Source organism: Testudinibacter sp. P27/CKL/0425 (assembly GCF_052931395.1).
This window is the reverse complement of record NZ_CM128801.1, coordinates 641,122-656,024: the sequence shown is the minus strand read 5'-3', so window position 1 is coordinate 656,024 and position 14,903 is coordinate 641,122. Positions and strand designations below refer to the sequence as shown.

The 14,903-nt window shown below is 51.0% G+C and carries 12 protein-coding genes and 1 pseudogene; 11 read left to right on the top strand and 2 right to left on the bottom strand.

The features are described 5' to 3' along the window. Positions 1-24 precede the first annotated feature (24 nt). Complete coding sequence (argF, locus tag ACUHGC_RS03285; protein ID WP_446834251.1) at positions 25-1,029, bottom strand: ornithine carbamoyltransferase; 1,005 nt, start codon at positions 1,027-1,029, stop codon at positions 25-27. Positions 1,030-1,275: 246 nt separating this feature from the next. Between argF and ACUHGC_RS03280 the strand changes: the two genes are divergently transcribed. The 11 genes from ACUHGC_RS03280 to purT all read left to right on the top strand — a co-directional run bounded on the left by ACUHGC_RS03280 (position 1,276) and on the right by purT (position 14,160). Continuing rightward, complete coding sequence (locus tag ACUHGC_RS03280; RefSeq protein WP_446834250.1) at positions 1,276-2,286, top strand: Fe(3+) ABC transporter substrate-binding protein; 1,011 nt, start codon at positions 1,276-1,278, stop codon at positions 2,284-2,286. 66 nt (positions 2,287-2,352) lie between these two features. Continuing rightward, positions 2,353-4,038, top strand: coding sequence for an ABC transporter permease (locus ACUHGC_RS03275; RefSeq protein ID WP_446834249.1), 1,686 nt, complete (start codon positions 2,353-2,355; stop codon positions 4,036-4,038). Next, on the top strand, positions 4,035-5,084 hold the full coding sequence (locus ACUHGC_RS03270; RefSeq protein ID WP_446834248.1) for an ABC transporter ATP-binding protein: 1,050 nt from the start codon (positions 4,035-4,037) through the stop codon (positions 5,082-5,084). The genes ACUHGC_RS03275 and ACUHGC_RS03270 overlap by 4 nt, the downstream gene beginning before the upstream one ends. A gap of 229 nt (positions 5,085-5,313) precedes the next feature. Continuing rightward, entirely contained in the window at positions 5,314-7,854 is a 2,541-nt protein-coding gene (locus ACUHGC_RS03265) for a class I adenylate cyclase (protein WP_446834247.1), read from the top strand. Positions 7,855-7,914: 60 nt separating this feature from the next. After that, positions 7,915-8,544, top strand: coding sequence for a response regulator (locus tag ACUHGC_RS03260; protein ID WP_446834246.1), 630 nt, complete (start codon positions 7,915-7,917; stop codon positions 8,542-8,544). Positions 8,545-8,734: 190 nt separating this feature from the next. Further along, on the top strand, positions 8,735-9,706 hold the full coding sequence (locus ACUHGC_RS03255; protein WP_446834245.1) for an NADP-dependent oxidoreductase: 972 nt from the start codon (positions 8,735-8,737) through the stop codon (positions 9,704-9,706). A gap of 8 nt (positions 9,707-9,714) precedes the next feature. After that, positions 9,715-10,194 (top strand): HAD-IA family hydrolase, encoded by a 480-nt coding sequence (locus ACUHGC_RS03250; RefSeq protein ID WP_446834825.1) that lies wholly within the window; start codon positions 9,715-9,717, stop codon positions 10,192-10,194. An 8-nt stretch (positions 10,195-10,202) separates the two neighbouring features. Continuing rightward, positions 10,203-10,670 (top strand): YqaA family protein, encoded by a 468-nt coding sequence (locus ACUHGC_RS03245; RefSeq protein ID WP_446834244.1) that lies wholly within the window; start codon positions 10,203-10,205, stop codon positions 10,668-10,670. A gap of 12 nt (positions 10,671-10,682) precedes the next feature. Continuing rightward, the gene (gene gshA, locus ACUHGC_RS03240) at positions 10,683-12,251 is read left to right on the top strand and encodes a glutamate--cysteine ligase (RefSeq protein WP_446834243.1); all 1,569 of its coding nucleotides are present in this window, start codon (positions 10,683-10,685) and stop codon (positions 12,249-12,251) included. A gap of 163 nt (positions 12,252-12,414) precedes the next feature. Then, positions 12,415-12,915: an S-ribosylhomocysteine lyase gene (gene luxS, locus ACUHGC_RS03235; RefSeq protein ID WP_446834242.1), complete on the top strand. Its 501-nt coding sequence runs from the start codon at positions 12,415-12,417 to the stop codon at positions 12,913-12,915. Between the two features lie 63 nt (positions 12,916-12,978). Next, positions 12,979-14,160 carry a formate-dependent phosphoribosylglycinamide formyltransferase gene (purT, locus tag ACUHGC_RS03230; RefSeq protein ID WP_446834241.1) on the top strand — a complete coding sequence of 394 codons (1,182 nt, stop codon included), beginning with the start codon at positions 12,979-12,981 and terminating at the stop codon, positions 14,158-14,160. A gap of 68 nt (positions 14,161-14,228) precedes the next feature. Here purT and ACUHGC_RS03225 read toward each other — a convergent pair. Further along, positions 14,229-14,888: pseudogene (locus tag ACUHGC_RS03225) on the bottom strand (L-ribulose-5-phosphate 4-epimerase). Between the last annotated feature and the right edge of the window lie 15 nt (positions 14,889-14,903).

The window sequence follows — 14,903 nt, the reverse complement described above, 5'->3', positions numbered from 1 at the left end:
GTAAAAGTGCGGTCAGCCGTCGCGCTAGTTGCCCAATGTTGCCACCATCACCGCTTTAATGGTGTGCATTCGGTTTTCGGCTTCGTCAAACACAATCGAGGCGTCGGATTCAAACACCTCATCGGTGACTTCCAGCCCGTTCATGCCGTATTTTTCCAGCATCTCTCTGCCGACGGTGGTTTGATCGTCATGGAATGCCGGCAGGCAGTGCAGGAATTTCACGTTCGGATTGCCGGTCTGCGCCAGCAGTTGGCGGTTGACCTGATACGGTTTCATCAATTCAATTCGTGCTTCCCACGCTTCCGGCGGCTCGCCCATGGAAACCCAAACATCGGTATATAGAAAGTCGACATCTTGCACACCCGCCGCAACATCTTCAGTGCAGCTGATTTTCGCGCCGGTTTTAGCGGCGATTTCCGCCACTTCGTCCAGCAGGCTCTGTTCCGGCCAGAACTGTTTCGGCGCCACTAAGCGCAGATCCAGCCCCATTAGTGCCGCCCCTTCGACAAACGAGTTGCCCATGTTATTGCGCGCATCGCCCAGATAGGCAAGTTTCATCTGATTCAAACGTTTGCCGTTGCCGTGTTCTAACATGGTGAGGAAATCCGCTAGAATTTGAGTCGGGTGAAATTCATCGGTCAAGCCGTTCCACACCGGCACGCCGGAGAAATCCGCCAGTGTTTCCACCAAATGCTGTCCGTAGCCGCGATATTGAATGCCGTCATACATTCTGCCGAGCACCCGCGCGGTGTCTTTCATCGACTCTTTGTGTCCGATTTGTGAGCCGCTCGGCCCGATATACGACACATTCGCCCCTTGATCAAACGCCGCCACTTCAAACGCACAGCGGGTGCGGGTGGAGGTTTTCTCAAAAATCAGCGCAATGTTTTTGCCACGCAAGCGGGGCTGTTCGGTGCCGCTGTATTTGGCGCGTTTTAAATCGGCGGAAAGATCGAGCAGAAACTGGATTTCCGTCGGGCTGAAATCCATTAAGCGCAGAAAGTGACGATTGCGTAAATTAACCGGCATGATTGACCCCTTATGTCTGATGATACGATAAAAATGCGTGTTGTGATTCTACCGCAATTCAGCTGAAAGTGTAGGGCTGGTTAAACAAAAAAGTAAAAGCCATTCAGTTTGGGTAAAGTTAACGGAAAAATGTGATCTGGATCTAACTTTGTATAAAATGAGAATAATTCTCTTTTGAGAAGCAAGCTCGCCTGCACTATACTAGCGTCCGCAATATCAACCAAATTAACCGTTATGGAGAATAAAATGAAAAAAAGTTATCTCGCTCTCGCTTTGGGATTAACCACCATTGCCGGCTCCGCTCTCGCCGCTGAAGTGAATGTGTATTCTTATCGCCAGCCGTATTTAATCGAGCCGATTTTAAAAAATTTTGAAAAAGACACCGGCGTGAAGGTCAATCTAATTTTTGACGATAAAGGATTGGTTGAACGTTTAAAACGTGAAGGCGAACTCAGCCCTGCCGATGTGGTGCTGACCGTGGATATCAAACACGTGATGGACGTGGTGAAAGCAGGATTGGCGCAGCCGATTCACAGCGAAACGCTGGAAAAAAATATTCCGGCACAATATCGTGATTCTAAAGATCAATGGTTCGCACTGACCACCCGCGCGCGCGTGATCTACAGCTCTAAAGATCGCGTCGGCAAACTGCCTACGGATTTCACTTACTACGACTTAGCCAAACCGGAACACAAAGGCAAAGTCTGTATTCGCTCCGGCAAAAATGCTTACAACGTGTCGCTGATTGCTTCGATGATCGAACATGACGGCGAAGCCAAAGCCAAACAGTGGCTGGAAGGGGTGAAAGCCAACTTGGCACAAAAACCGCAAGGCGGCGATCGCGATCAAGTGAAAGCGATCAAAGAAGGCGTCTGTGATTATGCCGTCGGCAACAGCTACTACTACGGCAAAATGTTAGACGACGACAAACAACGCAGCTGGGCGGAATCGGCGTATATCAACTTCCCGAACCAAAACGCACACGGCACGCACGTTAACATCAGCGGCGTGGTGGTCGCAAAACACGCCCCGAATAAAGACAACGCGATCAAACTAGTGGAATATTTGAGTGGCGATGCGGCGCAAAAACTGTATGCCGAATTGAACCACGAATACCCGGTTAAAGCCGGCGTGCCATATTCCACATTGGTTGAATCATGGGGCAGCTACAACGCGGACACATTGCCGCTTGAAAAAATTGCTGAAAATTACGATAAAGCGTTAAAACTGGTAGATGAAGTCAAATTTGATCTATAATTTGCGCCATTTTATCGGCAAGAGCGGTTGATGACCGCTCTTTGCCATTTTTGCGAAATAGAAAGAATGAAGAATTTTTGGCGTAGCTGTTGGTTTTTAACCGCGTTGTTGATCATCGCTTTTTTCCTGTTGCCGATTGCGGCAATTCTCTATCAAGCCGTTTCCGCCGACAGCGACAGCGTGTCGCATTTGTGGAACACGGTACTGTTCGATTATTTGAAAAATTCACTGCTGCTGATTGGCGGCACGTTGCTTTGCAGCCTGCTGTTCGCCCTGCCGTGCAGTTGGTTGGTTTCCAGCTTTCGTTTTCGCGGGCAAGTCACATTGCAATGGATGCTGTGTTTGCCGCTCGCCATGCCGCCGTATTTGGTTGCCTATCTGTACACCGATTTGCTGGATTATGCCGGGCCGGTGCAAGGCTTTTTGCGCCAATTATTCGGTTGGAACAGCGCGCTGGATTACTGGTTTCCGTCGATCCGCACATTAGGCGGTGCCTGCGTGGTGCTGGCGCTGGTGCTGTATCCGTATATTTTTTTGATGACCCGCATCGCGCTGATGGAACAGTCGGAAAACTTAAATCACAGCGCCAAAATCTTAGGCGTTCACGGCTGGCGGCTGATTCGCAAGGTCACTTTGCCATTGGCACGTCCGGCGATTGCAATCGGCAGCGCATTGGTGGCGATGGAAACCTTGGGCGATTTTGGTACGGTTTCCTATTTTGCCGTGCCGACCCTGACCACCGCAGTGTATGACACTTGGCTCGGATTAAATGATTTAGGTACGGCGGCGCGAATTTCATTATTAATGTTACTGCTGATTTTCCTGCTGCTCAGCCTTGAACGCTATAGCCGCCGCAAACAAAAGCTGTATCAACGCGGCTATGAACGGCAACAACCGCTGCGCGAACTGCGCGGCTGGCGTGCCGCGCTGGCACAACTGTATTGCTGGGGATTGCTGGCTTTCGCGTTTTTTATTCCGTTGGCGAAGCTGCTGTATTGGTCATACCACTATTTTGAACAGGCATGGAACGATAAATTCTGGTTGTATGCCTATAACAGCTTACGGGTTTCGATTCTCGCCGCCGTGGTGAGCGTGATCTTGGCGTTATGCCTGCTGTTTTTCCGTCGCTTAAATCAATTGCAGCCGCGCGGCGCCTCTGCCTCACTGGCACGCTACGGCTTGCCGCTTTCGTCATTAGGCTATGCGGTGCCGGGCACGGTCTTGGCAATCGGCTTGATGATTCCGCTGATTTCTGCCGACCATTTACTGAATAATCTACTAAAAAGCCTGAATTTGCCACTGGTCGGGCTGTTTTTCAGCGGCTCGATGTTCGCCTTAGTCAGCGCCTACATTATTCGCTTTTCGGCAATGAGCATCGGCAGCGTGGAAACTTCATTGCAAAAAATCGCGCCGTCGCTTGATATGGCGGCGCACACCTTGGGTTATAACGGCATCAAAATGCTGCTGCGCGTCCATTTCCCGCTGTTGAGCAAAGGCATTCTGACCGCACTTTTACTGGTGTTCTTAGAGAGCATGAAAGAACTGAACGCCTCGCTGTTACTGCGTCCGTTTAATTTCGATACGCTGGCGACCCATGTGTTCACCCTGACCTCGGACGAACAATTGGAACAGGCATCGCTATCGGCGGTATTTCTGGTATTGGTCGGCTTGCTTCCGGTGATCGTGCTGACTCGGTCGTTATTAGCCAAACAACAAGCGTCATCGAATCCTACAGAGAATGTATTGCCATGAAGTCATTACAAATTGAAAATTTGAGCGTGTGCTATCAAGCACAGCCAGTCTTGCAAAACTTAAGCCTAGCGCTGCACGGCGACACGATTTTGTGTTTGCTCGGCGCCAGCGGCTGCGGCAAAACCACGCTGCTGAAAGCGATTGCCGGTTTAGTGTCGTTGGCACGAGGCACGATTTCGCTGAATCAATGCAATTTGGCGACAATCGCTGTCGAACAGCGCAAAATCGGCATGATCTTTCAGGATTATGCGCTGTTTCCGCATTTAACCGTGGCGGAAAATATCGCGTTTGGTTTGGGCAAGATCGGCAAAGCGGAAGCGCAACAGATCGTGGCGGAAATGGCGGAGTTAGTCAAACTATCGCCGTTTTTACAACGCTATCCGCACGAACTCTCCGGCGGGCAACAACAGCGTGTGGCAATTGCCCGTTCCTTGGCGTGTAAACCGGATTTACTGCTGCTGGACGAGCCGTTTTCCAATATCGACAGCCAAGTGCGGTATCAGCTGATCGAGGAAATCAAAGCCATTCTGAAAAGCCAGCAGGTGGCGGCAATTTTTGTCACCCACAGCAAAGAAGAGGCGTTTGTGTTTGCCGATCAAATCGCGCTGATGGAACAGGGCAAAATCGTGCAATTCGGCGAACCGGCAGCGCTGTATCAACACCCGCACAGCCGTTTTGTTGCCGACTTTCTCGGCAGCAGCAATTATCTGCACGGCGAGTTGCAACATTCACACACCTTGCAAACCGCACTTGGCAATTGGCAGTCCGAAACGGCACTGAAACTGGCAAACGGGCAGCCGATTGATCCGACACAGCCGCTGTTTTGTTTGATTCGCCCGCAGGAACTGCAACTGGAAGCGAACCCGACACAAAGTGCGGTCGCGCGCGGTGTTATCCGTGGCAAACGCTTTCTCGGACACAGTTTTGAATATCAAATCGAACTGGCAGGGCAAACTCTGTCCGCCTATTCGGCACAACAATTTGCCGTCGGCGAGACGGTGGCAGTGCAATCACAGCCCGCTGCGCTGAATTTGTTCCAAGCCTAAGCGGCACGCTGAAACTCGCTCGGTTTGAATACTAAATTCTGCTATGCCGAGCGTTTCAGATCGCTTGAATATTTAGCACTATCCCTTGATAGCGCCTGATAATTAATTAGTTTACTAAAAAAATTTAGCCGATCTTTACCTACACCACGTTAAGTGTTAGGCTTGCACCAAAAGCTATAACTGTGACCTCGGTCACAAATTACTAATTGATTGTTGTGAGATTGTTTTTTTGAGTAGTTATCTTAAATCTGCTAAACAGTTAGTGGCGGCACTGGACAAAACCCGTTACCAAAGGGCGCAAACAGGCACTTCGGACGAATTTCGCCATGTCTTTCAATTGCTCACTCTGTTGTTAAATACCAATGATCCTTTGCTTCCGGGCTTCGTCAGCGACGCGCCGGCAGGCATTGTCGACTTTGAAATCAGCAGCTACCAACAACACTATCTCGCCGAGATTCTGCCTGAAAGCCAATATCAAGCCTTACTCAGCAAAAACACCGATACCGACAAGCCGCTGCTCGGCGTCTATGCCATGGGCAGCACCGGCTCGATCACGCAAAACAGCCAATCGGATTTGGATATTTGGATCTGCCACCAGCCGGATTTAAACCTCAGCCAGCGCAATAAATTACTCCAAAAAACCCTGCTGATTCAAAAATGGGCGCAGGCGCTGAATGTCGAAGCTAATTTTTACTTGCTGGACGAAAACCACTTCCGCAATATCACCTATTCCGAAGCGCTGACCACCGAACATTGCGGCAGCAGCCAATATATGCTGTTGTTGGACGAATTTTACCGCTCTGCGATCCGCCTTGCTGGCAAGCCATTATTGTGGCTGCATTTGCCGGTTAATCACGAACAGCACTACGACACCTTGGTGGAAAAATGGGTCGCCGAAGGCAAAATCCGACGCCATGAGTGGGTGGATTTCGGCAGCCTCGGCGCTCTGTCTGCCAACGAATATTTCGGCGCGACCCTGTGGCATCTGTTCAAAGCGATTGATTCGCCGTATAAATCGGTGATCAAGGTGCTGTTCTTAGAAACGCTGATGGCGAACTACCCGACCGGCGATCTGATCTCGAAACAATTCAAACGGCAGCTGCTGTCGGGCACAGCGGTCGAGCACGATTTCGATCCTTATCTGGCGATGTTGCAGCAGGTGAGCGAACATTTGCTCAAGATTAACGATCTGCACCGCTTGGATTTGACGCGGCGCTGTTTTTATATCAAAGCCAATCGCGATTTGGCGCACAACCCGGAAGACAGCCCGCGTCGCCGTCAACTGCAACAGCTGATTGCCGATTGGCAGTGGTCGCCGCAAGATATTCAACACCTGAATAACCATGCCGATTGGAAAATCAAGCAGGTGAAAAGTTTCTACGCCTCACTGGTCGAACTGTTGATGCAGGGTTATCGCAATCTGATTACTTTCGCTCGCAAACAGAAAATTTCCGCCAATTTGATGCCGGAAGACATCAGCATTCTGACCCGTAAACTATACACCGCATTTGAGGTGTTGCCGGAGAAAGTTACACTATTTAATCGCGAAATTGCGGACAACATCACCGAAAACGAGCTGATGTTAGTGGAAGTGTGCAACTCAAGTGCGGTCAGAAACGGCTGGCATTTGATTAATTGCAATCTGCAACAAATCTCCAGCTCCACCGATCGCTATGTCGAATACGCACCGAATATCAGCAAACTGGTGGCGTGGGCATATTTCAACGGATTACTCGGCGCCAAAACCCGACTGACAGTGCGCAGCGCTAACTTGGCATTAGGCAAAATCCAACAGTTCGCCACCGATTTGCGCTTGTCATTTCCGCAACAAGTGACACCGCCGAGCAATGACGATCTCAGCCATCCGTGCGAATTACGCAATCTGTTTGTGGCGATCAATCTCAGCCACGATCCGACCGAACATATTCGTGGCAACCAGCGGCGCGAAGTGCTGTCGAACGATCTATTCAACTTCGGACCAAAACAGCAGAGTTTGGTCGGCAGTATCGATCTGATTTACCGCAACCGCTGGAACGAAATCCGCACTCTGCATTTCGAAGGTGAACACGCGATTTTGAACTGCCTGAAAGTGTTGGCGCACAAAATCCACCGCGGCGCACACCCGTTGGAATCGGTGCAGGTGTATTGCTACAGCAAACGCTATCGCAGTGAAATGCTGACAGTGACCGAAAAGCTGATTAAAAAATGTATTAACACTCAAGTCAGCGCGATTTTGAACAAGCGCTCGATCAACCGGCTGCAAGTGGCGGGGAAAATTTGGAATTTCTCCTACGAAACCCGCGGATTAAAAATCGAGGAAGGCGGCATCGTGCGCTGTTCCAATCTGGGCGAAATGCTGCCGCCATCTGTCGCTTCCGACAACGACGAGGCGAAAAGTGTGGTCAAGCATCCGAAATATCACTTCCCGGCAGCGATCGGCGAATTTGCCAGCGAAGGCTTTTTGCAATTTTTCTTTGAAGACAACGACGACAACAGCTTTAATGTGTATATTTTGGATGAAGAGAACAATCCGGAAGTGTATTACCGCTGCAAAGATGAAAAATTCGACAAAATTAAAGAGATCAACAAAATTTATACCATAGGCCGTTTCGACAGCGAAGCGCGCTATGACGGTTACAGCTTTAACTATCCGCAATTTTACCAATTGATCCGCCACCAAGACGAAACCAAAGTAGTGCCGTTCCACAGCCAACAACATTTGCAATATTATGATCAAGGTAAAGTCAATTCGATAAAAAAAGCGCTATAATGGTTGCCGTTACGCTTTTTATCTGAAGCATTTTTATACTTGTATCAACATGGGAACATTATGTCGCAATCATATCGCATTCTAATCATTGATGATCATCCGCTGATGCGTCGTGGGATCCGCCAATTATTAGAACTGGAACCTGAATTCAGTTCAATCAGCGAAGCCAGCAACGGCATGGAAGGCATTCGGCTGGCACGCCAAACCGAACCGGATTTGATTATTCTCGATCTCAACATGAAAGGGTTGAGCGGGTTGGAAACCTTACAACAGTTGAGACAGCAAGGGGTCACCGCGCGCATTGCGGTGCTGACCGTTTCCGATGCCAAAGCCGACATTTTCGCCTTAGTCGATGCCGGTGCAGACGGCTATCTGCTGAAAGACAGCGAGCCGGATTTGCTGTTAAGCCAGTTACAGCAACTGGCACGCGGCGAAGTGGTGTATAGCCCGGAAGTGCAATATCAACTGCAACAACGTCAATTCTCGCCGGAGCCGCTGCTGTCGCTGACCGAGCGTGAAAGTGCGGTTTTAGAGCTGGTCGCTAAAGGGATGTCGAATAAGCAAATCGCCGAGACGCTGTTTATCTCGGAAGAGACCGTTAAAGTGCATATCCGCAATATGCTGCGCAAGTTGAACGTCAACTCTCGCGTGGCGGCAACCGTGCTGTATCTGCAATATAAAGGGGTTTAACCTTTCTCCGTTTTTCCGTTCAATGTGCGGTGGCGTGAATCACGCCTGCTGACCGCACTTGACGCTCTTCTGCCTTTGCGCCTTACAAATTTTTTGCATTTGATATAACAAAAAAATCCTTATTCCTCGCCGCTAAAATGGTATTCTTAATCTTTGCCGATTACACGATGAATAGCTAAGAGGAACCGTTATGTCAACTCACATTCCCCACTCATTCACCAATTACGGTGTTACCTTGTCTGAATTCGGTGCTGCCGAGGTGCTGACATTTCAGGCGCAATTACCGTTGCCGGAAATTAACGACGATCAAATTCTGTTGGAAACCCACTATGCCGGCATTAATCCAGTGGACTACAAAACCCGTTTAGGGCTGGGTTGGGGCGCAGAGAAATTTAAAAGCCAGTTTCCTGCGGTGCTCGGTTTTGATGCCGCCGGGGTGGTGGCAAAAGCCGGTGTGAACAGCGGCTTTCAAGTCGGCGAACGCGTGGCGGTACTGACCTTTGACGGCGGAGCCTACAGCCGCTATTTTGCGGTGAATGCCGATTTGGTGGCGCGCGTGCCGGACGGCGTTTCGCTGCAACAAGCGGCAGCCTTGCCGACCGCCGGTGTGACCGCACTTCAACTGGTCAACCAAGCCAATCTACAAGCCGGACAAACCGTGCTGATTTCCGCACCGGCGGGCGGGGTCGGGCATTTGGCAGTGCAACTGTTAAAACAGCTGCCGGTCAAGATCGTAGCGATCTGCTCAGCGGCGAAACAAGCCTATGCACAGAAACTGGGTGCACACGACTGTTTGGACTACACCGCACTTGAGCACTACCCTGCCTTAGATGCGGATATTTTCCTCGATTTAGTCGGCGGTGAGGCGGGCGTGAAAGCGCTGGCGGCGGTGAAACAAGGCGGGCGGGTGATTTGTGTGCCGACTATTCATGTTCCGCTGTTGCAGCAAGCCGGTGAGAGCCGCCAATTGCAAGTGGAAAAAATTCTGGCACAGCCGAGTGCCGCCGCATTAAGTGAGCTGTTGGCAAAATTAGCCGATCACAGCCTGCAAATTGAAATCGCCGAGACTTATCCGTTAACCCAAATCCAACAGGCGCACCGCCAACTGGAACAAGGGCGCACACAAGGCAAAATTATTTTGGACGCAGGCAAAATCGCATGAGTGAGCTGATTCTCGATCCCCAAATTATTCAGCGCTATGCCGGGCTGATTTTTGACATGGACGGCACGCTGATCGACACCATGCCGGCACACGAAGAGGCTTGGCGCCAAACCGGAGAATATTTCGGTTATCCGCTCGACGGCAGCTTGATGTATCAACTCAGCGGCGCAACCACTTACACCATCGCCGAAGCGATTATGCGTGCTGCGAATATGCCGTTGGCACTCGGCACCGGCGCACACCGTGCGATGACCGATCTGCTAGTGGAGAAATTCCGATTGCAGCCGTATTTCGAGGCAATTGTCACCTCCGACGACGTTGCCGCCCACAAACCGGCGCCGGATACGTTCTTACGCTGTGCCGAACTGCTCGGCGTGCCCGCAGACCGCACTTTGGTATTTGAGGACGGCGATTTCGGCATCGAAGCCGCCCATGCCGCAGGTATGGACGCGTTCGATGTGCGTGATAATACATTGTTAAAGGCATAAATCGAACTATGCTTGCCGAATGGCTGCTCAGTTGGCTGCCGGACTGGGTGCTGCAAAACCAGCTGCTGCTGATGTTTGTCAGTGCGCTGTTAAGCGCCAGCCTGCTGCCCGGCAATTCCGAACTGGTGTTCAGCGGCTTGCTGCTTGCCAACAGTTTCAGCGACCCGAGCACCCTGTTTCAGCTATGGCTGGCGGCGACGCTCGGCAACACACTGGGCGGGCTCAGCAGCTATGTTATCGGACGCATGGTAGCAGTGCCCGAATGGCAAAATCTGAATCGTCGCCAGCGGCGCGGAATGCAACTGTTCAGCCGCTACGGCAGTGCCGCACTGCTGCTAAGCTGGCTGCCGTTGATTGGCGATCTGCTGTGTGTTGCCGCCGGCTGGCTGCGGCTGCCGTGGTTGGCGGCGCTACTGTTTATCAGCTTAGGCAAAGGCTTGCGCTATTTATTGCTGCTGGGTTTAGCCCTATTTTAAAAGGAGTTTGTTGTGTTACCGAAACTGGATACCGCACTTGCCTGGTTGAAACAGCATCCGCAGGCGGTGCAACACTTTAAACGCGGCTTGGAACGCGAAACCTTGCGCTTTTTGCCAAACAAACATTTGGCGTTAACCCCGCATCCTAAAGCACTCGGCTCGGCACTGTGCAACCCGTGGATCACCACCGATTTCGCCGAAAGCCTGTTGGAATTTGTCACCCCGGTGCGTGAAAAAGCGGTCGATTTGCTCGACTTCCTGCATGATTTACACCGTTTCACCCTTGAACATCTCGGGCGAGAGCGGTTTTGGCCGATGAGTATGCCATGTTTTATCGACGATGAAAGCGACATTCAACTGGCTCAATACGGCCGCTCGAATCTAGGACGCTACAAAACCCTGTATCGCGAAGGGCTGAAAAACCGCTACGGCACGCTAATGCAAACCATCGCCGGCATTCATTACAACTTTTCCTTTGATCAAGATTACTGGCAGTCGCGCTTCGGCGAGCTGGAACAAAATGAGCTGCAAGCACGGTTATCCGAACGTTATCTCAATCTGATCCGCAACTACCTGCGCTACGGCTGGATTATCCCCTATCTGTTCGGCGCTTCACCGGCGATTTGCAGCTGCTTTTTACAAGGGCAGCAGACCAAGATTGCGTTTGAACGTTCCGAACACGGCTTTCTTTATTTGCCGTATGCCACCTCATTGCGCTTGAGCGATTTAGGCTACACCACCAATACTCAAGCCAATTTAGGCATTAATTACAATCAATTATCGCAATACACCGCCGCTTTGCGTGCCGCCACCCGTCGCCCTGAACCGCACTTTGCGCAGATCGACCACCGTGATTGGCAAGACGGCAAAGCCCATCATCAACTGAACGCTAACGTGCTGCAAAGCGAAGCAGAGTTTTATGCCCAAATTCGCCCGAAACGGGTGACCGAACCAGGCGAGCGTGCGGTGGCGGCATTAGAACGGGCGGGGATTCAATATGTGGAAGTGCGGTCGCTGGACGTGAATCCGTATTCGCCGGTCGGGATCAGCGAACAACAAATTTATTTCCTCGATCTGTTTATGTTGTGGTGCGAATTGGCGGAAGCCGAGCCGCTCGGTGATTCTGAACAGCAATGTTGTCGCAAAAATTGGAACAAGGTGATTTTAGCAGGTAGACAGCCCGGACAGACCATCGGTATCGGCTGCGACAGCACCCAATATTCACTACAAGCGATGGGCGAGGCGATTTTTGACGACCTGCTGCAACTGGCGGAAGTGGTCGATTGCGTCGGGCAAGATCACGGTTATGTCGCCATTTGCCAAGAACTGCGTCAAGCCTTCGCCAAGCCGGAACTCACTCTCTCGGCACGGGTGCTGGCGGATTGCTTGCAACACGGCATCGGCGCTTTCGGCGATCAACAAGCCGAACATTTCAAGCAACAACTGTTGGCGCAGCCGTACCGCACTTTAAGCCGTCAGCAACTGGAACAGATCGCCGCACAATCGGTTAAACAGCAACAGGCGTTAGAGCAAGCGGACGATCTGCCGTTTGAGCAATACCTTGCACAGCAAAACCGATAATCAGGCAAAAAAACGCCCTCAAGAGAGGGCGTAAAATAACCTAAGGAACCAACTTAATTATTAGAAAACAACTGCAGGTTGCTTGTATAATAAGACTCGACAATGAGCGGAAAGTTCACCCTAATCTGAAAAATAGTTAAATTAACCCAAAAAAGGACACAATATGCCATTACTGGACAGTTTTACCGTTGATCATACCAAAATGAATGCACCGGCAGTGCGTGTGGCAAAAAATATGCGCACCCCGAAAGGCGACGACATCACCGTATTCGACCTGCGTTTTTGCCGTCCTAATCTGGAAATCATGCCGATGAAAGGTGTGCATACGCTGGAACACCTGTTCGCCGGCTTTATGCGTGATCACCTCAACAGCGAACGCATTGAAATTATCGACATCTCGCCAATGGGCTGCCGCACCGGTTTCTATATGAGCCTGATCGGGACACCGAACGAGCAGCAAGTTGCCGACGCATGGCTTGCCTCAATGGAAGATGTGCTGAACGTTGCCGATCAAAACGACATTCCGGAACTGAACAAATACCAGTGCGGCACTTACACCGATCACTCATTGCAAGAAGCGCAAGATATTGCCCGCCATATTTTGGAGCGTAAAATCGGCATTAATAAAAATGACGATTTAACCTTGGATTTAAATTTGATCTAACCCAAAGCCGAGCCGTTGCGCTCGGTTTTTTTGCCTACCGCTGCCAGATAAAAGGAATAGAAGATGACAACTATCGGAACTGCACTGACCCCCTCCGCCACCAAAGTAATGATGCTCGGCGCCGGCGAACTCGGCAAAGAGGTGGTGATTGAACTGCAACGCTTAGGCGTGGAAGTGATCGCAGTCGATCGCTACGCCGATGCACCGGCGCAACAAGTGGCGCACCGTGCCTATACCATTTCCATGTTAGACGGTGATACGCTGAAAGCCTTAGTCGAAAAAGAGCGCCCGGACTATGTCGTGCCGGAAGTCGAAGCGATCGCCACCGCCACCTTATTGGAACTGGAGCAGCAGGGCTTTACCGTGATCCCAACCGCCAAAGCCACCAGCCTGACCATGAACCGTGAAGGCATTCGCCGCCTTGCCGCTGAAGAATTGGGCTTGCCGACCTCAAACTACCGTTTTGTCGATAACTATGCCGACTTCCAAGCGGCAGTGGCGGCAATCGGCATTCCTTGTGTGGTGAAACCGATTATGAGTTCGTCCGGACACGGACAAAGCGTGATTAAATCCGAGCAACAGCTGCAACAAGCGTGGGATTATGCGCAACAAGGCGGACGTGCCGGTGGCGGACGGGTGATTGTGGAAGGCTTCGTCAAATTCGATTACGAAATCACCTTGCTGACCGTGCGCCATATCGGCGACACCTCGTTCCTGCCACCAATCGGACACACTCAAATTGACGGCGATTATCGTGAATCCTGGCAGCCACAAGCCATGTCACCGACCGCACTTGCCAAAGCGGAACAGATCGCCGGAAAAATTACCGACGGCTTAGGCGGACGTGGGATTTTCGGGGTGGAGATGTTTGTTTGCGGCGATGAGGTGATTTTCAACGAAGTTTCACCACGCCCACACGACACTGGCATGGTAACGCTGATTTCGCAAGAACTGTCGGAATTTGCACTGCACGCCCGTGCAATTCTCGGCTTGCCGATTCCGGAAATCAATTTGATCAGCCCGTCTGCCTCAAAAGCGATTGTGGTGGAAGGGCAGTCCACCCAAGTGCGGTTCGGCAATCTGGAACAGGTGCTGGCTGAGCCAAACACCAACCTGCGCCTATTCGGCAAAGGCGAAGTCAACGGCCACCGCCGCCTCGGCGTAATCCTCGCCCGTGATCAAAGCGTGGAAACCGCACTTGAAAAAGCACGACGTGCGTATCAGAAGTTGGTGGTGACATTGTAGAGATAGTTGAGGGGAAAGTGCGGTTGGGGAGAGCTGACCGCACTTGGGGTTTCTAAGATTGAATAGGCTTAACGTTGTCCATAATACGCATCTTTACCATGCTTTCGCAGATAGCGCTTATCCAATAATGAGCTCTGCATGGGGTTAATCACCGGATTAAGTTGCTGAGAGAATAGATTCATATAAGCGATTTCTTCTAATACCACCGCATTGTGTACTGCATTGGCGGGATCACTTCACCAGACAAAAGGCCCGTGGGAATACACCGACACGGCAGGAACTTGATGAGGGCTCAATGCCCGTTGACGAAATGTTTCAACGATCACCTTGCCTGTTTCCAATTCATATTCGCCTTGAATCTCAGAATCGGTCATCAACCGAGTACACGGAATTGCACCGTAAAAATAATCCGCATGTTGTACCAAGTGCGGTCAAATCCTGCCCCGCTTGCGCCCAAATGGCGGCGTGCCGAGAGTGAGTGTGTACGATTCCGCCAATATCGGGAAAGCTGCGATATAGCTCCAGATGTGTCGCAGTATCGGAGGACGGCTTCTTATCGCCCTCAATCACCACTCCACTTGCCAGATCCACTACAACCATATCCGCCAACGTCATCTGCTCATACTCAACCCCTGAAGGCTTGATCACCACCAAACCTCGCTCACGGTCAATTCCACTGACATTGCCCCAAGTAAACCGTATTTCGGTAACGCTAAGTTGGCAGCCAAAACCTGTTTTTTTAG

What these genes read in the sequence shown, in the direction of transcription:
- ACUHGC_RS03275 (WP_446834249.1), top strand. Translation starts at nt 2,353, where the DNA reads ATGAAGAATTTTTGGCGTAGCTGTTGGTTTTTAACCGCGTTGTTGATC.
- ACUHGC_RS03245 (WP_446834244.1), top strand. Translation starts at nt 10,203, where the DNA reads ATGCTTGCCGAATGGCTGCTCAGTTGGCTGCCGGACTGGGTGCTGCAA.
- ACUHGC_RS03255 (WP_446834245.1), top strand. Translation starts at nt 8,735, where the DNA reads ATGTCAACTCACATTCCCCACTCATTCACCAATTACGGTGTTACCTTG.
- purT (WP_446834241.1), top strand. Translation starts at nt 12,979, where the DNA reads ATGACAACTATCGGAACTGCACTGACCCCCTCCGCCACCAAAGTAATG.
- ACUHGC_RS03260 (WP_446834246.1), top strand. Translation starts at nt 7,915, where the DNA reads ATGTCGCAATCATATCGCATTCTAATCATTGATGATCATCCGCTGATG.
- ACUHGC_RS03280 (WP_446834250.1), top strand. Translation starts at nt 1,276, where the DNA reads ATGAAAAAAAGTTATCTCGCTCTCGCTTTGGGATTAACCACCATTGCC.
- ACUHGC_RS03270 (WP_446834248.1), top strand. Translation starts at nt 4,035, where the DNA reads ATGAAGTCATTACAAATTGAAAATTTGAGCGTGTGCTATCAAGCACAG.
- argF (WP_446834251.1), bottom strand. Translation starts at nt 1,029, where the DNA reads ATGCCGGTTAATTTACGCAATCGTCACTTTCTGCGCTTAATGGATTTC.
- luxS (WP_446834242.1), top strand. Translation starts at nt 12,415, where the DNA reads ATGCCATTACTGGACAGTTTTACCGTTGATCATACCAAAATGAATGCA.